Annotated in this window: 18 protein-coding genes and 3 tRNA genes; 10 read left to right on the top strand and 11 right to left on the bottom strand. The window is 53.9% G+C overall.

Translation table 11 applies throughout. From position 1 onward, the window contains the following. Positions 1-136 precede the first annotated feature (136 nt). Positions 137-1048 carry a drug/metabolite exporter YedA gene (yedA, locus tag AAIG26_RS09805; RefSeq protein WP_020454208.1) on the top strand — a complete coding sequence of 304 codons (912 nt, stop codon included), beginning with the start codon at positions 137-139 and terminating at the stop codon, positions 1046-1048. On the opposite strand, the gene AAIG26_RS09800 is transcribed toward yedA, so the two are convergent. From AAIG26_RS09800 to AAIG26_RS09785, 4 genes are all read right to left on the bottom strand, one after another. After that, a complete protein-coding gene (locus AAIG26_RS09800; protein ID WP_343180623.1) occupies positions 1023-1517 on the bottom strand; it encodes a very short patch repair endonuclease in 495 nt (164 codons plus the stop codon). The genes yedA and AAIG26_RS09800 overlap by 26 nt on opposite strands. Before the next feature lie 12 nt (positions 1518-1529). Further along, positions 1530-2228 carry a phosphohydrolase gene (locus tag AAIG26_RS09795; protein ID WP_045511200.1) on the bottom strand — a complete coding sequence of 233 codons (699 nt, stop codon included), beginning with the start codon at positions 2226-2228 and terminating at the stop codon, positions 1530-1532. 36 nt (positions 2229-2264) lie between these two features. Continuing rightward, positions 2265-2531 carry a cell division protein DrpB gene (drpB, locus tag AAIG26_RS09790; RefSeq protein WP_343180645.1) on the bottom strand — a complete coding sequence of 89 codons (267 nt, stop codon included), beginning with the start codon at positions 2529-2531 and terminating at the stop codon, positions 2265-2267. A gap of 399 nt (positions 2532-2930) precedes the next feature. After that, positions 2931-3020: transfer RNA gene (locus tag AAIG26_RS09785), tRNA-Ser, on the bottom strand. Between the two features lie 93 nt (positions 3021-3113). Between AAIG26_RS09785 and mtfA the strand changes: the two genes are divergently transcribed. Next, positions 3114-3911, top strand: coding sequence for a DgsA anti-repressor MtfA (mtfA, locus tag AAIG26_RS09780; protein ID WP_020454212.1), 798 nt, complete (start codon positions 3114-3116; stop codon positions 3909-3911). Between the two features lie 99 nt (positions 3912-4010). Next, positions 4011-4086: transfer RNA gene (locus AAIG26_RS09775), tRNA-Asn, on the top strand. Between the two features lie 187 nt (positions 4087-4273). Here AAIG26_RS09775 and AAIG26_RS09770 read toward each other — a convergent pair. Together AAIG26_RS09770 and AAIG26_RS09765 are read right to left on the bottom strand one after the other, a co-directional pair. Then, positions 4274-5053, bottom strand: a complete 780-nt coding sequence (locus AAIG26_RS09770; protein ID WP_343180622.1) for an SDR family oxidoreductase — start codon at positions 5051-5053, stop codon at positions 4274-4276. After that, positions 5053-5379 (bottom strand): nuclear transport factor 2 family protein, encoded by a 327-nt coding sequence (locus AAIG26_RS09765; protein ID WP_097405724.1) that lies wholly within the window; start codon positions 5377-5379, stop codon positions 5053-5055. The genes AAIG26_RS09770 and AAIG26_RS09765 overlap by 1 nt, the downstream gene beginning before the upstream one ends. A 90-nt stretch (positions 5380-5469) precedes the next feature. On the opposite strand from AAIG26_RS09765, the gene AAIG26_RS09760 reads away from it, so the two are divergent. Together AAIG26_RS09760 and AAIG26_RS09755 are read left to right on the top strand one after the other, a co-directional pair. After that, a complete protein-coding gene (locus AAIG26_RS09760; protein ID WP_020454215.1) occupies positions 5470-5814 on the top strand; it encodes a helix-turn-helix domain-containing protein in 345 nt (114 codons plus the stop codon). 226 nt (positions 5815-6040) lie between these two features. Further along, a complete protein-coding gene (locus AAIG26_RS09755) occupies positions 6041-6832 on the top strand; it encodes an MBL fold metallo-hydrolase (protein ID WP_343180621.1) in 792 nt (263 codons plus the stop codon). A 59-nt stretch (positions 6833-6891) separates the two neighbouring features. Here AAIG26_RS09755 and AAIG26_RS09750 read toward each other — a convergent pair whose 3' ends face one another. Continuing rightward, positions 6892-7404, bottom strand: a complete 513-nt coding sequence (locus AAIG26_RS09750; RefSeq protein WP_343180619.1) for a GNAT family N-acetyltransferase — start codon at positions 7402-7404, stop codon at positions 6892-6894. 304 nt (positions 7405-7708) lie between these two features. Here AAIG26_RS09750 and AAIG26_RS09745 point away from each other — a divergent pair, with 304 nt between their 5' ends. Both AAIG26_RS09745 and shiA read left to right on the top strand, forming a co-directional pair. Then, entirely contained in the window at positions 7709-8254 is a 546-nt protein-coding gene (locus AAIG26_RS09745; RefSeq protein WP_045511181.1) for a chorismate mutase, read from the top strand. Positions 8255-8603: 349 nt separating this feature from the next. Beyond that, positions 8604-9929 (top strand): shikimate transporter, encoded by a 1326-nt coding sequence (gene shiA, locus AAIG26_RS09740; RefSeq protein ID WP_045511178.1) that lies wholly within the window; start codon positions 8604-8606, stop codon positions 9927-9929. Between the two features lie 43 nt (positions 9930-9972). Here the strand turns inward: shiA and cbl are convergent, their stop codons facing one another. Then, positions 9973-10923: an HTH-type transcriptional regulator Cbl gene (gene cbl, locus AAIG26_RS09735; protein ID WP_343180618.1), complete on the bottom strand. Its 951-nt coding sequence runs from the start codon at positions 10921-10923 to the stop codon at positions 9973-9975. Positions 10924-11027: 104 nt separating this feature from the next. Then, complete coding sequence (gene nac / locus AAIG26_RS09730) at positions 11028-11945, bottom strand: nitrogen assimilation transcriptional regulator NAC (RefSeq protein ID WP_086873058.1); 918 nt, start codon at positions 11943-11945, stop codon at positions 11028-11030. A gap of 330 nt (positions 11946-12275) precedes the next feature. Here nac and AAIG26_RS09725 point away from each other — a divergent pair. Continuing rightward, positions 12276-12351: transfer RNA gene (locus AAIG26_RS09725), tRNA-Asn, on the top strand. A 346-nt stretch (positions 12352-12697) separates the two neighbouring features. On the opposite strand, the gene AAIG26_RS09720 is transcribed toward AAIG26_RS09725, so the two are convergent. Further along, a complete protein-coding gene (locus AAIG26_RS09720) occupies positions 12698-14242 on the bottom strand; it encodes a methyl-accepting chemotaxis protein (protein ID WP_343180617.1) in 1545 nt (514 codons plus the stop codon). A gap of 350 nt (positions 14243-14592) precedes the next feature. Next, a complete protein-coding gene (locus AAIG26_RS09715; protein ID WP_343180616.1) occupies positions 14593-15525 on the bottom strand; it encodes a LysR family transcriptional regulator in 933 nt (310 codons plus the stop codon). 96 nt (positions 15526-15621) lie between these two features. Here AAIG26_RS09715 and AAIG26_RS09710 point away from each other — a divergent pair, with 96 nt between their 5' ends. Further along, positions 15622-16110, top strand: coding sequence for a GNAT family N-acetyltransferase (locus AAIG26_RS09710; RefSeq protein ID WP_343180615.1), 489 nt, complete (start codon positions 15622-15624; stop codon positions 16108-16110). 159 nt (positions 16111-16269) lie between these two features. After that, complete coding sequence (locus tag AAIG26_RS09705) at positions 16270-16458, top strand: YjfB family protein (RefSeq protein ID WP_017458405.1); 189 nt, start codon at positions 16270-16272, stop codon at positions 16456-16458. Positions 16459-16515: the final 57 nt, after the last annotated feature.

Below are 16515 nucleotides of genomic sequence, written 5' to 3'. Positions count from 1 at the left end.
ATGATGGAAAAAGTCCGGGACGAAAATCACCCCCTTGAGTCAACAAAAATTTAACACCTCTTTCGCAATTAACCACTCGCCAGGCCGATAGTTTTAACGTTTACTATAAGCCTCTTATCTTTTGCCGTGGTGGGTTATGCGTTTCAGGCAGGTTTTACCGCTTATTGGCGCGCTTTTCGCGCTCTATATTATTTGGGGTTCCACGTACTTTGTTATTCGCATTGGTGTTGAAAGCTGGCCGCCGTTTATGCTGGCCGGTACACGCTTTTTATCTGCGGGCGTCATTCTGACCAGCGTCTTATTACTGACCGGCCATAAATTGCCGCCGCTGCGCCCGATGCTTAATGCCGCACTGATTGGCGTGCTGCTGCTGGCGGTGGGCAACGGGTTTGTGACCGTCGCCGAACACCAAAATGTGCCATCGGGAATTGCCGCTGTTGTTGTGGCGACCGTTCCGTTATTTACCTTGTGTTTCAGTCATTTTTTCGGCATTAAGACGCGAAAACTTGAATGGTTTGGCATAGCCATTGGTCTGGCAGGCATTGTTTTACTTAATAGCGGCGGGAATTTAAGCGGTAATCCGTGGGGGGCCGTGTTGATTCTGGTCGGTTCGCTAAGTTGGGCATTTGGCTCGGTATACGGTTCGCGCATTGAACTGCCGGGCGGAATGATGGCGGGCGCAATCGAAATGCTGGCCGCAGGCATTGTGTTGTTAGCGGCTTCGGCATTAAGTGGCGAGCGCCTTAGCGCAGTACCGCCACTTTCCGGTTTCTTTGCCGTCGGTTATCTGGCGCTCTTTGGCTCCATTATCGCCATCAACGCCTATATGTATCTGATCCGCAACGTCTCGCCTGCCGTTGCCACCAGCTATGCGTATGTCAATCCGGTTGTCGCCGTGCTGCTCGGCACAAGTTTTGGCGGGGAACATCTCTCATCCGTGGAATGGCTGGCGTTGGGCATTATTATTATGGCGGTGGTACTGGTGACGCTGGGTAAATATCTTATTCCGGCGCGCCCGATCGTTACGCCTTGCGAGGCAGAGAAGTAACCGTCGTCGCATGGATCCCCTGAGTGTCGATCTGCGCGGCCTGTTGACCTTCGCAGATCCACTCCTCCAGCCGTTCACTTAGCGCCTCGTCGCTAAGTTTTAGCCGCCCCCGCAGCGCACACTCCCAGACCACCAGCACTCGCCAGCCCTGCTCCAGCAATAACGCCGTGTCGCGTGCATCGCGTTCAACGTTTTTACCAATCTTTTCCAGCCAGAAATCCGTGCGCGTGGCAGGCACTTTGAACAGATAACAGGTGTGGTGATGCCAGAAGCAACCGTGGGTAAAGATAACGCAGCGATAATCGTCGAGCACAAAATCAGGCCGCCCCGGCAAGGCGGCGTCCTGGACACGAAAATCGAGTTCCAGTGAAGCAAGACACGCGGCAAGCCGCTTTTCAATCGCCGTATCCTTTGTGCCGATGGCGCGCATATTTTTACTGCGCGTCGCTTTATCATGCACATCCGCCATCACGCGTCTCCGTCAGGCCAGATGAAAACCAAAGCGGCGTAGCACCTCTTCATCAACGCGCTGGTGATCGCCTTGCAGTTCGGCGCTGAGTTTCGCCATAAAGTGCACTAAAAAATCCGCGTTGTGTTCGGCGAGTTTACGCCCTTGTTCAGTCTGCATGGTGGCGGGTAGTTTCAGCAACTTGCAACGAAAATGATCGAGAGCGAAGGCTTTATCATCCAGTTCACGTTCGGCGGCAAACGGATCTTCGCCATCGAATAAGGCCGCTCCCATTGAGCCGGAAACGGCAAAAACGCGTGCAAGGCCAATCGCCCCCAGCGATTCCAGCCGATCGGCATCCTGAACAATTTTCGCTTCCAGCGTTTGCGGGGCGATGCCGGCGCTGAAGCTGTGCGCTTCAATGGCATGGCGCACGCCAGCCACGGCGTGTTGCGGGAAATCAGGAAACTCGCTTGCAAGAATAGCCGCCGTTTTTTCTGCGGCCATCACCGAGGACTGATGACGCTGGGGGTGATTTTTGGCAAAGCTCACAATGTCATGAAAATAACAGGCGGTCAGCACCACCAGCGCATCGACCTGCTGGCCCTGCATGAGCGTTTGTGCTGTTTTCCAGACCCGACGAAAGTGTGAGACATCATGCGCGGCGTCGCCGTGGTTGAAATGCTGAGAAATCCATTGGTCAAAACGGTACTGCCAGTCGATTACATTCATGCTTGTTCCCGTCAATGAAAGCCCTTACCCGCTATTTCAGGCATCCGGATCCTGCGGACGTGTGTACCAGGCAATAGCGCCAAGTATCGCACCCACGACGGCTAACACCAGCACGCCAAAAATCGAATTCAGCCAGCTCCCGGTCGCGGTACCCACAGTGCCAGTATTAAACCCGGCCGGCAAATTTGTCTGGCTGACTGGCCAGATATCATTAAGCACCGACCAGACAAAATAGACGCAGAAAATCCAGAACACCCAGAGTGCCAGTTTGCCACCGAGGCTGCGCACCGCTTTATCGTCCATAATGGTTTTTACCGCATGGGTTAAGGGATGAAAGGAAGGAAATGGTTCCGACATAAATGTGACAACTCTCTCATCATATCGCCAGTTGATGAATTTTAAAGATATATCAGCGAGACTGATGAATCCCCTCACCTGCAACGGCCGCAGACCGCCAAAGAGTGTGCAACACGTAAATGACAAACAGATGTAACGGGATAAAAATTAATAAGAAAAAGTGTAATTAACGCGCGTGCGGTGATATTTCCAGGCCGCGGGAAAACGCTACAAAAATTAATGGTAAAAGCGGCAATCATTTCTATCGATTATGTTAAGAAAAGGTTATAAAATGTGCAAATGCAAGAGTGGAAAAGCAACTGTGACGGGAGTAGTTGAAAGCGAAGCGCGTAACTGTTTGAATAATGGCGGAGAGAGGGGGATTTGAACCCCCGGTTGAGTTGCCCCAACTACGGTTTTCGAGACCGTCCCGTTCAGCCGCTCCGGCATCTCTCCGTTCAGATGGTTGCCATGATGCCAGGTAATTTGGCATTTTAACAGACCCTGTCCCGTTAATTTGGTTCAAGTGGCGAGTTTGCGAGCAAAACGATGATTAAGTGGCCCTGGAAGACAAGGGAATCTGCCGAAGGCGCAGAATACCCCTGGGAAGAAGCGTTAAATGCCCCTGTGTTAGCAAATTTGTCGCCGGAGGAACAGGAGAAACTTGTTCATCTGGCTGATCGCTTTTTGCAGCAAAAACGCCTGGTTCCGTTGCAAGGATTCGATCTGGATGCGCTGAAAAGCGCGCGCATCGGCTTACTGTTTTGCCTGCCGGTGCTGGAGCTTGGTCTTGAATGGCTCGATGGCTTCCACGAAGTGCTGATCTACCCGGCGCCGTTTGTTGTTGATGACGAGTGGGAAGACGACATTGGCCTGGTGCACAATCAGCGCGTGGTTCAGTCCGGGCAGAGCTGGCAACAAGGCCCTATCATCCTTAACTGGCTGGATATTCAGGACTCGTTCGACGCTTCCGGCTTCAATCTCATTATTCATGAAGTGGCGCATAAACTGGATACGCGCAACGGCGATCGCGCCAGCGGCATTCCGCTGATTCCGCTGCGTGAAGTGGCCGGCTGGGAACACGATCTGCGCGCAGCGATGGACAATATTCAGGATGAGATTGACCTGGTTGGCGAAAGCGCGGCCAGCATCGACGCCTACGCGGCAACCGATCCGGCAGAGTGTTTCGCCGTGCTTTCCGAGTATTTCTTTAGCGCGCCAGAGCTGTTTGCTCCCCGCTTCCCGGCGCTGTGGCAGCGCTTCTGTCATTTTTATGGCCAGGATCCGCTAAGCCGTCTGCGCGGGCAGGCGGGCTGCGATAACGAAAGCGCAAGGCAGGTACATTAAAACGCCGCCTGTGTTTTAATTCGCCAATTGAATCAGTGTGTTAAATTTAGTGTTGACACTCAAGTACGGGGCCAGTAGTATGCGCCCCGTTCACACGATTCCTCTGTAGTTCAGTCGGTAGAACGGCGGACTGTTAATCCGTATGTCACTGGTTCGAGTCCAGTCAGAGGAGCCAGATTCAAAAAAGCCTGCTTTTAAGCAGGCTTTTTGCTTTTCAGGCCTGGCAACGTGTTGCCCCCTTCCCTTCAGCCGTTACTTCTCTTTTTCCGCATAGCGAGCGGCCTGATTTACACACATTCCAGCTCGCGCGAGAGAATAAACAGCCGCCGGCACATGGAGGTCACGCGCAATCGTCGTCGCGATTACGCGGTGGGTACTGTGCCGCCATCGATAACGTACTCCGTACCCGTGATTGCCGCCGCGCAGGATGAAGCGAGGAACACAATGAGATTTGCCACTTCCACCGGTTTTGATGGACGCCCCAACGGAATGCCACCGAGCGAATCCATGATGATTTTCTTGCCGCCTTCGTAATCCGTTCCTGCCTGATGCGCGAGCCGTTCAGCCAGCGCGACAGAGGCTTCCGTTTCAATCCAGCCGGGTGCGACACGCAGCACGCGGATCCCTTTTGGCGAGACCTCTTTCGACAGGCTTTTACTGTAGGTCGAGAGTGCAGCCTTTGCCGCGGCATACGCTGTTGTCGATTCCGGCAACGGCAGTTCGCGCTGGATGGAGGTGACATGAATAATGACCCCCGCTCCCTGCGCGAGCATACCGGGTAAAAGTGCTCTGTCGAGGCGGACCGCAGGCAGCAGATTGAGATTCAGTTCCTGCTGCCATTCCTCTTCGCCTAACGCCGCAAAACCACCCGCGGGCGCTGTCGAGCCGCCAACAACATGAACAATAATATCAACGCCGCCAAAGCGGCTCTGCACCGCCTGCGCGACGCGCTGACAACCCTCAACCGTTGTCAGATCGGCCGCCACAAAGTGATCCGCTAACGATTCATCAGGCTGGATCCGCGCGGTGGTTAACACTTTTGCCCCCTGTTCATGAAACAGACCAACAACCGCCTTTCCGACACCTTTAGTGCCCGCCGTGACCAGAACGCGTTTTCCTTGTATGTTCAGATTCATGCTCATCAGACGATCTCCAGTGCGGCAATCTTCCCGTCCAGCAAAGTGAACGCATGGCTAAGCTGCACCGGGCTGCCGGGAAAATTGCCCGCCACATGCGAGGTCACCGTTAACCGTGTTCCCTCATCAGCAACCCGGATCGGTTCAACGGTGTACTCAAACGCACTCTGCACGTCGCGTTGCCAGGCCTGGATAGCGTCAAGGCCACGATGGGTCTTATGTTCATCGATAACCACGGCATCAGGCGTAAAACAGTGGTTAACGTTGGCGATATCTGCGCCATTGCTGATGGCGAAGTAGGTAGCAACAGCGTCGGGTAGTGACAAAGACATGATGAGAGGCTCCTGTGGTTTGCGGTGCTCTCATTTTCACCATATAGTGTCAAATCATCAAGAACGCACAAAAAAGTTAGTAACAGGCTTATGAGTAAGATTTATACCCCCGATACCGCCGCGCTTGGCGTCGAACAGGTGCTGCGATTACTGGAAGGCCGCTGGAAGCTGGTCATCCTGTTTCATTTATTTGATGGAAAAGTGCAGCGCTACTCCGATTTCAGCAGGCTTATTCCGGGCATTTCGCAAAAGATGTTAAGCCAGCAACTAAGGCAACTTGAAGCGGATGGCATCGTGTCGCGCAAGGTCTATCCGCAGATCCCGCCGAAGGTGGAATACCGGCTGACGGAGTGGGGCCAGGCCCTGTGCCCGGCGCTGGATGCCATGCTGAAATGGGCAGAAAAACGCGACACCTTCCCACCGAACGAGCCTTAAATCCGGCAATCACCTTTTCCTTCGTTCTGCCCCAGCCTGCTGCGCGCTGAACCGTTCTGTCGCGCAGCGGGCATTTCTTCTTTTTTTTGGCCGCACTCTCCAGCACATACCGCGGCCTTCATGTGCCATGCTAAAGAGGTTATTACTCAAATAATGGCGCGCAAAAAAGCGGCCATTCGCTGCAAAACCCTTTAGCACTGACGTATCCGCAACAAAGAGGACGATAATGATCACCTTATGCAACGCGTGCGGCACATCGTATGAAATAACTGACACTCCCCCACACCGGTGCACTATCTGCGAAGATGAGCGCCAGTTCGTGCCGGTAACCGGGCAGAAGTGGGTTGATTTCCCCACCCTTCTGGCCTCGCATGTCAATAAATGGCAACAACACGAAAGCGATCTCTTCAGCATTAAAACCGTGCCTGATTTCGCGATTGCGCAGCGCGCTTTTCTGCTGCGAACAGCGCAGGGCAATATCCTGTGGGACTGCATTTCCACCCTCGACGACGCCACAAAAACGCTGATCGCCTCTCTGGGCGGGCTCAGGGCTATTGCTATTTCGCATCCTCATTTCTATACCACCATGCAAGACTGGGCTGCCGCATTTGACGCCCCGATTTATCTGCATGAACGCGATCGCGAATGGATCATGCGCGACAGCCCGCACATTACCCTCTGGGATGGCGATACACTTCAACTGACATCAGACGTAAGTATCATGCGCCTTGGCGGTCATTTTGCCGGCGGCTGCGTCCTTCACTGGGCGCGGGATGATGGTGTGCTGCTATCCGGCGATATCGTTCAGGTCACGCCAGGCGCTAATGCCGTCTCCTTCATGTGGAGCTATCCGAATATGCTGCCGCTGCCAGCAGAGACGGTTCGTGAAATAATGCGCCGGCTGGATGCGGTGAAATTCGCGAAACTCTACGGTGCGTTTGAAGGGCGGGAGATCGCGCACGATGCTGCGGAAATGGTGCGCCGTTCAGGTGAGAAATATATCGCTTGCCTGCGCTAAGCGATTGTTTATCTATCCGTCCGTGCGCGCTTGCACATAACGCACTGCGACCCTTGATTTCAATACACTAATTGCATGGCAACCCGGCGTTTCGGATCCAGCCCAGCGAGGATTTCCTCTGTTAGCACAGCTTTCAGCCGGGGTGAAATGGCGTTGCCTTCAACGATGTCAAAACCCAGCGAAGCGTAAAAAGGTGCGTTGAAGGGCGCATTACGATCGGTCGTCAACGAAGCACCGTTTAAACCGCGCGCTTTGCCTTCCGACAAAAGCGCGTGCATCAGGCGCCGGCCAATGCCCTGCCGCTGCCAGTCCGGGTGAACATCCGCTTCGGCAATGTGCAGCCAGTCTTCCCTAATCACGGCACCGGCGAACCCGACGGGGATATCGTCCGGAGCAAACGCGACGAGCAATACCCCTTCCCTGCACAGCTGGTGCAACGCTTCCAGGCTGTTAGCGACAGGCGTTCCGCTCACTGCACCCGCCTCGCGCAGGGTTTCAAACGATGCAAGTTCGATGGCTCTTAACGCCGCAAAATACTCGCTTCGCGCTGGTCTGATTGCGATATCTGTCATCTGAATGTTCCCAAAGGTAACAAGCGTTAAGCCTGAGCGACACGAGAGCGTCAGGCGTTCCCGCGCCGTTTCGTGCCTGGTATTGTACATCCCGCATGCGCCAGCACAATTTTCACGCTGCGCCCTCACTCTTTGTCGCTTATTTACATCGTTTCATTTACTTACATAAAACGCTCACCAGGAAATAATTCATTCACGTAACTAATAGAATATGAATCGTGTTAGTGATTTTAGCCGTGATGGTCGATTCGCCGTTCTTCCCCGAGAACGGCTTTTTTTTGGGTTTTGACAGGAGGGTAAGTTGATGTTCCAGTCTGCGGTTGTTTTCCTTTCGTCACTGTTCATGTGCGGCAATGTGTTTGCAGGCTCCGTCGCCTCGGTGTCGCTCAGCACACTTTCATCAGCACTCAATGAACGCATGCTGATCATGAAAGATGTCGCCAGTTACAAGGCACAGCACCACTCCCCCGTGGAAGATGTCGGGCGGGAACAAAAAGTACTGGCAGAAGCAGTGAAAAATGCCCAGGACGCGGGTCTGGATCCCGGTTCCGTGGAGCCTTTTTTCCGCGCATTAATGAACGCCAGCAAGGCCGTTCAGTATCGCTATCTGGCCGACTGGTTAGCCACACCGGATACCAGCCACTCGGTCAGAAGCCTGGACGCGACCCGGCAACAGATAAATCAACTCGATAGCCAGTTGCTCACCGCCATCAGCCAGCGGCTGCTCACCGGTGCCTTTACTGAAGCAGACACCACATGGCTGTCGGCACAAATTATGGCGCCCAATCTCAGCGAGGCGGATAAAAACAACCTGCTTGCCGCTTTACGCCGTATTCATCGCGTACGTTAGCCATCAATGCCGTAGGCAATGAATAACATGGATACCCGGCCTGCCAGGCGCATGACAGGTCGGGCATCCGATAAGAAGATTAACGGCTTATGGTCGGCGCCTGCGGTGTAACATCAATCGCCCGAATACCACACATGCGAATCATTCGACAACCGAATAATCTTCTGCGCATTAACGCCCCCTGAGTTAAATTCCCCCTTTCATGCCGCCCGCTCTGCAAAAGAGTTTTCACCTGTCCGCTGTCGCTGTAGTCTCAATAGCGACTTGTTTAGCTGCGTACGATGTGAGTAACCTTTTCTCCTATTAAAACTAGAAAATTTTGCAATTTTGAGGAACGGACAGAACAACTATGGACTCCACGCTCATCACTACCCGCCCCGATGAAGAGGTACCGCCACTAAATCGCGCCCGCCGTGCGGCCTGGGGCAGCTTCGCTGGCGCAGTGGTCGACTGGTTCGATTTTTTACTGTATGGCATCACCGCCGCGCTGGTGTTTAACAGCGAATTTTTCCCGCAGATAGATCCGGCGATGGGCACGCTTGCCGCTTTCGCCACGTTTGGCGTCGGATTTTTATTCCGCCCGCTCGGCGGCATTGTCTTTGGTCATTTCGGCGATCGTCTCGGTCGCAAGCGAATGCTGATGATGACGGTCTGGATGATGGGGATCGCCACCGCCTGTATTGGTATTCTGCCCTCTTTTGCCACCATCGGCTGGTGGGCACCGGCGTTATTGGTCATCCTGCGCGCCATTCAGGGTTTCGCCGTTGGTGGCGAATGGGGCGGCGCGGCGCTGCTGGCAGTCGAAAGTGCGCCCTCCGGCAAAAAAGCCTTCTATAGCAGCGGCGTTCAGGTCGGATATGGCGTCGGGTTATTGCTCTCCACGGGGCTTGTGTCGCTCATCAGCAGCCTGACCACCAACGAACAGTTTCTGAGCTGGGGCTGGCGTCTGCCATTCTTGTTCAGCATTGTACTGGTGCTCGGTGCGCTGTGGGTGCGTAACGGCATGGCGGAATCGGCCGAGTTTGAACGAGCGCAGACGCAACAACCGACGCAAATAAAAAAACGCCCGCCCGTATTTGAAGCGCTGTTTCGCCATCCGGGGGCGTTTTTGAAAATTATCGCCCTGCGCCTGTGCGAACTGCTGACCATGTATATCGTCACCGCTTTTGCGCTGAACTACTCGACGCAAAATCTGGGTTTACCGCGTGAGCTGTTCCTTAATATCGGCTTGCTGGTCGGCGGGATAAGTTGCCTGACCATTCCGTTATTCGCCTGGCTGGCGGATCGTTTTGGACGGCGGCGCATCTATATCACCGGCGCATTGATCGGCGCACTGAGCGCCTTCCCGTTCTTTATGGCGCTGGAAATGCGCTCCATTTTCGGCGTGGTGCTCTTCTCGTTACTGCTTGCCAATATCGCTCACGATATGGTGGTTTGCGTACAGCAGCCGATGTTCACCGAAATGTTCGGCGCGGGTTATCGCTACAGCGGCGCGGGTGTTGGTTACCAGGTCGCCAGCGTGGTTGGCGGCGGGTTTACGCCCTTTATTGCCGCCGCGCTGCTGAACTTTTCCGGCGGTGAGTGGCATTCCGTCGCCATTTATCTGCTGGCAGGCTGTCTGCTCTCCGCTCTGACAGCGATGCTGATGAAAACACCGCCGCACGCGCATCAGTAAAAAAAGCCTCCGCATGCGGAGGCTCTGTTTCTTGTGACCCTTGTTAAATCTGGTAATCGATCGCCGCTTCGTCCGGCTCCATCACCTGGCGTTTGATATCCTCGACCGACAGCCCGGCGTTACACAGTTCAATAAAGCGCCAGACATAATTTCGTTGTAACTGGCCGCGTTTTAACCCTAACCAGACAGTATTGGCATCAAACAGGTGTTGCGTATCCAGCCGCACCAGTTTGCCCTCTTCGTTTTCGCCGCTCGATTGCTCCGCCACCAGCCCGACGCCCAGCCCCAGCTCAACATAGGTTTTGATAACATCGGAATCCTGCGCGCTCAGCACCACATCCGGGATTAACCCCTTGCGACCAAACGCTTCATCAATACGCGAACGTCCGGTTATCCCCTGGCGATAAGTGATAAGCGGCCAGCGGCTGATATCTTCGAGCGTTAACGGTGAGGATTGCGCCAACGGGTGATCCGCCGGTACCAGCAAACTGTGGTGCCAGCGAAACCAGGGGAACGCCACGAGTGAGCTGTCATTGCTTAAGCGTTCGCTGGCAATGCCGATGTCTGCGCCACCGTTATGCAGCAGAGATTCAATCTCTTGTGGGGTGCCCTGAATCAACTCCAGCCGCACTTCCGGGAACAGCGCGCGAAAAGCTTTAATCACCGAGGGCAAGCTGTAACGCGCCTGAGTATGCGTCGTCGCAATGGTCAGTACGCCAGAGGTGTCATTGGTAAACAGATCGGCGAGCCTGCGCACATTGCTCGCTTCGTTAAGAATGCGCTCGGCAATCACCAGTAGCGCTTTACCGGGTTCCGTCATGCCCAACAAACGTTTGCCGCGACGGATAAAAATCTCAATCCCCAGCTCTTCTTCAAGCTCACGAATATGGCGGCTCACGCCGGATTGTGATGTGTAAAGCATGTTGGCGACTTCGGTCAGGTTGTAATCCCGCCGCGCCGCCTCGCGGATAATTTTGAGTTGCTGGAAATTCACCCTTCGCTGCTCCTGGCCTGTCAGACATGACGATATTGTTAAAGTCTGCGGCCAGGCAGAACAAATAATAAAAACCAGCATCTTATTCCATTAAGGAATAATGCTTAGCTCACCAGCTGCAACTCGTGGCTTTCCATTGCCGGGCGGCTGACTAATGACATTAAAATATCTTTCACCGCTTGCGCCTGCGGCGAGAGCGTGCCGCGCGCGGAAACGTTTAACGACAACGGCAGGTTCATCGACGGCGTGGTGATACGCGCCATCCAGCCGTTGGTCGCGGCGCACAGCGAACGCGCGGCAGATTCCGGCAGTACCGTCACGCCCATTCCGCTGGCAATCGCCGCCGTCAGCGTGGCGATCGACTCAATTTCGCCAATGATCTTGGCGGTCAGTCGACGCAGCGAAAAGGCTTCATCAACACGCAAACGGACAGCGCTGTAATCGCGCGGCAGGAAAAGATTCATATCGGCAACCGCCGTCAGATCGACGCTCTGGCCTGGGCAGTCACGCGTGCCCACCAGATAGAGATCCTCTTTCAGCAGCGGCAGGCTGTTGATCCCCGCGCCAGGCGCGCGTTCATACAGCACCGCCATATCCAGTTGCCCGCTGAGCAATTTATCGTTCAGCGTTGAGCCGCTATTTTCATGCAGATAAACCATAACTTCCGGCAACTCGGTCCGCACCGCCTGCAACAACGGCATGGTGACGGAAGACGCAGCAGTGCCCGGTGCCAGGCCGATGGAGACTTGTCCCCGCAGGCACTGACCGACATTGTTTACCGCCAGTTGCGCCTGTTCGCACTGGCGCAAAATCGTCCGTGCATGGGTGTAGAGGATTTTGCCCGCTTCGGTCGGCGTCACACCGCGTTTGGTGCGAATAAGTAATTGCTGATCCAGCTCGCCTTCCAGAGTGGCAACCTGCTGGCTCAGCGCGGGCTGCGCAATGTGTAATACTTCGGCTGCCTGAGTCAGGCTTCCAATATCGACGATTTTTACGAAGTATTTCAGTCGTCTTAAGTTCATTTTGCCTCCTGTACGGGTACCAGTGCCAACGCCGGATGTGATGTAGCCAGAGGAGTTGCAATATGCTTGCCAGTTTTAGTTAGGCAAAATGAAAGGCGCTAACAGGCTGGATAATAAGAGATTCTAATTACGAGCGGGGGAATTATTACTGAAACAGTGGTTTGTATGATGCCCCATGGAAGATGCATTGCACAATTTTGGTGCAAATACGCGCTTAAGTGCTTATCCCGGCAGCAGATTGCTGAAATAGTCAGCAAACGATCGCGACGGCACGATCCATCCTTTGACAAGGCTCTGGGGCATCGCTAATATTCGCCCCGTTCACACGATTCCTCTGTAGTTCAGTCGGTAGAACGGCGGACTGTTAATCCGTATGTCACTGGTTCGAGTCCAGTCAGAGGAGCCAGATTTAAAAAAGCCTGCTTTTAAGCAGGCTTTTTGCTTTTTTGCCAAGCGCACGCGATAAACCACTCACCTTTCATCCAGGCAAAACGTTGCTTTGCGAGCCGAGCGCGTGCGCCCCTTGCACTAGTCGCGGTTTTCAACCTCGCGTTTTTTCAGGTATTCCTGACCAGCAGCATTGTTTTGCTCAGGGCTTACGCTTGCCGATTGAGCAATAAAGGCTGTCCACTGTAAAAGTGAAGATGAAGCCCCGTGATTGCAAGTGCTGCTTTGCCTGTCATGGCGAGGCTGGCAGGGATAAGCCTTAACGGGCCTGCCTTCGCAGGCCCAGGAACGTGATGTCGCGGTGATTATCTGCCGGTATTAAAAAAGGCTACCGTCTGCGTCAGTCGACGGGTCTGCTCTTCCAGCGCACTGGCCGCCGATACCGCATGCTGAACCAGAGCGGTGTTCTGCTGCGTGACCGCATCAATTTGCACAATCGCTTCGTTAACATGGCTGATGCCTTTACTCTGCTCCTCGGTCGCGACGGAGATCTCCGACATGATGTCCGAGACGCGCCGTACCGCCACAATCATGTCGTCGATACTGCTGCCGGCAATTTTGATTTGTGACGAGCCGTTATTGACGCGCGTGACAGACTCTTCCACCAGCCCTTTAATCTCCTGCGCTGCCTGCGAACTGCGCAATGACAAACTGCGCACTTCACCGGCGACCACCGCGAAGCCTCTGCCCTGTTCACCCGCTCTGGCTGCTTCAACCGCCGCGTTCAGCGCCAGAATATTGGTCTGAAACGCGATGCCATTGACCACCTCAATAATGCTCGCTATTTTCCCGGCGCTCTCGGAGATACCGTTCATGGTTTCATTCATGCTCTGCATTACCACACCGCCGCGCGAAGCAATATCCACAGCTTCACTCGCCAGATGACGCGCCTGCCCGGCGTTCTCCGCGTTTTGTTTCACGGCGGCGGTGATCTGTTCCATGCTGGACGAGGTGCGCTCCAGCGACATCGCCTGTTGCTCGGAATGTGAGGCAATTTGTTGATTTCCGGCAACAATATCATGGGTGCTGGTGTTAATGATCTCCGCCCCTTCACGGATATCATTGATCACCGCGGTCAGTTGCTCACGCATCACGCCCATTTCGTGGATCAGGCTTGAGTTGTCCCCGGATTTTTTATCCACCGTCTGCGAAAGATCCCCGGCGGCAATCCGCGCGGCGACATCAACGGCATAACGAGGTTCGCCCCCAAGTGCCAGCAACGTTCCCCGGTTGATGAGATAGACGATCACCGACAACAAAATGCTGATAGCCACAAATTCAATCAGGTTCTGATACAGCGAAACCCGAAACGCCGCGTCGATATCATCCACATACAGACCGGTGGTGATGATCCAGCCCCAGGGCGCCCACGGAATGCTGTAAGCGATTTTCGGCTGAGCTTCCGTCTCGCCGGGGCGCGGAAAAACATAAGCGGTAAACCCGGCCTGATTATCACGGGTAACCGCAACCATATCTCTGAAGATGTAGGCACCATTGGCATCCGCAACCTGTGGCCCCTGACCAATCAGCTTGGCGTTGATCGGATGCATAATCACTTCAGCCTGGGTATTGAGAATCGTGAAGTATCCCGTTTCTCCATAGCGTAAATCCTTAATTAACTGGGTTGCACGCTGCTGCGCTTCCTGTTGCGTGATCGCCCCTTTATCAACCAGCGCGGCCTGTGTTTTGACGATACTCAGCGCCAGTTGCGAAACATGCTGCAACTCGTTTTTGCGCAGTGACAGTTGGTCTTCTTTGACCGTAAAAGAGCTGTAGAGCAGTGTCCCGGCAAGGCACACCAGCGCCACGATGAGAGGGAGCCAAAGTTTTTGCGCGAGGGATAGTTTCATGGCATGAGTACCTATTGTTGTTTTATATGGCGGGTACAGCATCGGCTTCGGGCATTCGAACCGCGCCTTATCTCTATATCGGAAATAAAAAAAAACGAGTTAATCGATAGAAGTTGTATATCTTTAACAACTTAACCGTTTTGAGGTTATAAAAAAGTAACCAATTAATAAATAGAGTGTTATTTTTGGCGGGTTAATGCAGCCAGCGAAAGTCTTATTAATAAATAAGAACGCCGTCACATTCATGCGCGAAGGCATCACCGGGAGGTAACAGCACTCCCGCCGCATTCGCTAACGAGTCATCGCCGTTTTGTGCGTACTGCGCAACGTCTGGCCTACGGACAGGCTGTTTACGTGTTGCGCGTAGTTTGCGGGTGCAACAGTTCTTTCAACATTTTCTGCAACCACTGCGCCGCCCCGCGCTTGCCGCTGCGTTTATGGGAATAAATCTTCACCTCGAACGGCGGAACCGAAAAAGGCAGCGCAAAAATGTTAATCCTTGCCGCCTGTTTTAACTTTTCCGCTGCCGAACGCGGAAGCGCCATCAGCAGATCGCTGTCGGCGATAATAAAAGGCGCGCTGAGCATCGAAGGGGTTTTTATCGCCACCTGTCGCGTATAACCCAGACGTTCGAGTTCACAATCCAGCACGCCTTTGCTTTCATTCCACGGCGTCACCACCAGGTGGCGCGCGGCAAGGTAATCGTCCAGCGTTAACTGTTGCCTGTGTTGATTGCTGATAACGACATATTCATCTGCAAACAAGCTGATCTCATCCAGCTCTGCGTAATGAATATCCTGCGGCGCGCTAAACCCCAGCGCGAAATCCACTTCTCCTGCCAGCAGCTCATTAAGCGCCGGGCTATGAGGCAAATAGCGAAACTCAAAACGCAGCCCGGGCGCCGTATGCTGTAATGCGGCCATCAGCGCGGGGAAAATGCTAAACACGGTGAAATCAGTGATCGCGACCTGCAAACAGTCTGTGGTCGTCGCGGGATCAAACTCCGCTTGCGGGGTGAGTTCATGGTTGAGATGCGCTAATGCCGACGCAATGGCGGGCGCAAGCTGGCTGGCATAAACGCTTGGGCACATTACGTGCCCTTCCCGGTAAAATAACGGGTCGTTGAGCGTCACACGTAGTCTTGAGAGCGCGTGGCTGAGTGCCGATGTGCTCATCGCCAGTTCTTCTGCCGCCTGGCGCACAGAACGGTGGCGGTAGACCGCGTCGAAAACGGGTAACAGGTTGAGATCAAGACGCCGTAACGTGGGATGCATAATATTCATCGAGTAGTGATTTCATTGCACTTAATTCTTTGCACAATACCGCTTATGCTGGCGACCATCAATTTTGAACTCCCGGTAAAAACAACAGGAAACGCAATGAGCATTACCATCCGCCCCGCCCGCCCGACTGACGCAAACGCCATTTTTGCGATGATTTATGAACTGGCGGTGTATGAAAAAGCGCCTGAAGAAGTGATCACCACAGCAGATGAGATCCGCGAAACCCTGTTTGGCACGGAGAGCAAAACGGAAGCCTTAATCTGTGAAATCGAAGGCAAAGCCGTGGGTTATGCGGTTTTCTTCACCAGTTATTCGACATGGCTTGGCCGCAACGGCATTTACATGGAAGATCTCTACGTTTCGCCCGATTTTCGCGGTAACGGTGCCGGAAAAGCGATGCTACAAAAGATTGCGCAGTATGCCGTTGAGCGCCGCTGCGGTCGTCTGGAGTGGAGCGTGCTCGACTGGAACCAGCCAGCCATTGATTTTTACCAGAGCATTGGCGCGCGGGCGCAAAGTGAATGGGTGCGTTACCGGCTGGATGGCGATGCCCTGCTGAAATTCGCCGAAAGCCCCGGCGCTTAATCTTTCTCCATTAACCCGCCACGGCGGGTTTTCGCTTATTCATCATCGGGTTCGTCTTACGCCTCGCTTAAAGATCCCGCGCTTACTGCCGATAAAAATTGTGCAGCTATACTCATAGCTGTTCTCTGGTTGTTTTTTCTACAATAAAGGATTTACAGCATGGATCCGATACAAATTGCATCATTAGCCAGCAGCCTTGACTCTTATCAGCTTGATAACCAAGTCAACACGCTGGTGCTGAAAAAAGCGCTCGATACCCAGAAAACGATCGCCAGCGACTTGATTCAGCAGATCCCGCAGTTACCTTCCAACCCGGCAATCGGTCGTAATATCAATACCACCGCCTAACCCGGTTTGCCCGCTGGCGTTTGCGGTAGCAGCGTCAACCGGCAAGTTTGCAAGCCC

The organism is Kosakonia sp. PSU_27, assembly GCF_039409795.1.
GTDB lineage: Bacteria > Pseudomonadota > Gammaproteobacteria > Enterobacterales > Enterobacteriaceae > Kosakonia.
Note: the sequence above shows the minus strand (reverse complement) of the source record. Positions and strands in the feature narration are given on the sequence as shown.

Coding starts and splice junctions, on each gene's coding strand:
- yedA (WP_020454208.1), top strand. CDS start 137: ATGCGTTTCAGGCAGGTTTTACCGCTTATTGGCGCGCTTTTCGCGCTC.
- AAIG26_RS09800 (WP_343180623.1), bottom strand. CDS start 1,517: ATGGCGGATGTGCATGATAAAGCGACGCGCAGTAAAAATATGCGCGCC.
- AAIG26_RS09795 (WP_045511200.1), bottom strand. CDS start 2,228: ATGAATGTAATCGACTGGCAGTACCGTTTTGACCAATGGATTTCTCAG.
- drpB (WP_343180645.1), bottom strand. CDS start 2,531: ATGGACGATAAAGCGGTGCGCAGCCTCGGTGGCAAACTGGCACTCTGG.
- mtfA (WP_020454212.1), top strand. CDS start 3,114: ATGATTAAGTGGCCCTGGAAGACAAGGGAATCTGCCGAAGGCGCAGAA.
- AAIG26_RS09770 (WP_343180622.1), bottom strand. CDS start 5,053: ATGAGCATGAATCTGAACATACAAGGAAAACGCGTTCTGGTCACGGCG.
- AAIG26_RS09765 (WP_097405724.1), bottom strand. CDS start 5,379: ATGTCTTTGTCACTACCCGACGCTGTTGCTACCTACTTCGCCATCAGC.
- AAIG26_RS09760 (WP_020454215.1), top strand. CDS start 5,470: ATGAGTAAGATTTATACCCCCGATACCGCCGCGCTTGGCGTCGAACAG.
- AAIG26_RS09755 (WP_343180621.1), top strand. CDS start 6,041: ATGATCACCTTATGCAACGCGTGCGGCACATCGTATGAAATAACTGAC.
- AAIG26_RS09750 (WP_343180619.1), bottom strand. CDS start 7,404: ATGACAGATATCGCAATCAGACCAGCGCGAAGCGAGTATTTTGCGGCG.
- AAIG26_RS09745 (WP_045511181.1), top strand. CDS start 7,709: ATGTTCCAGTCTGCGGTTGTTTTCCTTTCGTCACTGTTCATGTGCGGC.
- shiA (WP_045511178.1), top strand. CDS start 8,604: ATGGACTCCACGCTCATCACTACCCGCCCCGATGAAGAGGTACCGCCA.
- nac (WP_086873058.1), bottom strand. CDS start 11,945: ATGAACTTAAGACGACTGAAATACTTCGTAAAAATCGTCGATATTGGA.
- AAIG26_RS09720 (WP_343180617.1), bottom strand. CDS start 14,242: ATGAAACTATCCCTCGCGCAAAAACTTTGGCTCCCTCTCATCGTGGCG.
- AAIG26_RS09715 (WP_343180616.1), bottom strand. CDS start 15,525: ATGAATATTATGCATCCCACGTTACGGCGTCTTGATCTCAACCTGTTA.
- AAIG26_RS09710 (WP_343180615.1), top strand. CDS start 15,622: ATGAGCATTACCATCCGCCCCGCCCGCCCGACTGACGCAAACGCCATT.
- AAIG26_RS09705 (WP_017458405.1), top strand. CDS start 16,270: ATGGATCCGATACAAATTGCATCATTAGCCAGCAGCCTTGACTCTTAT.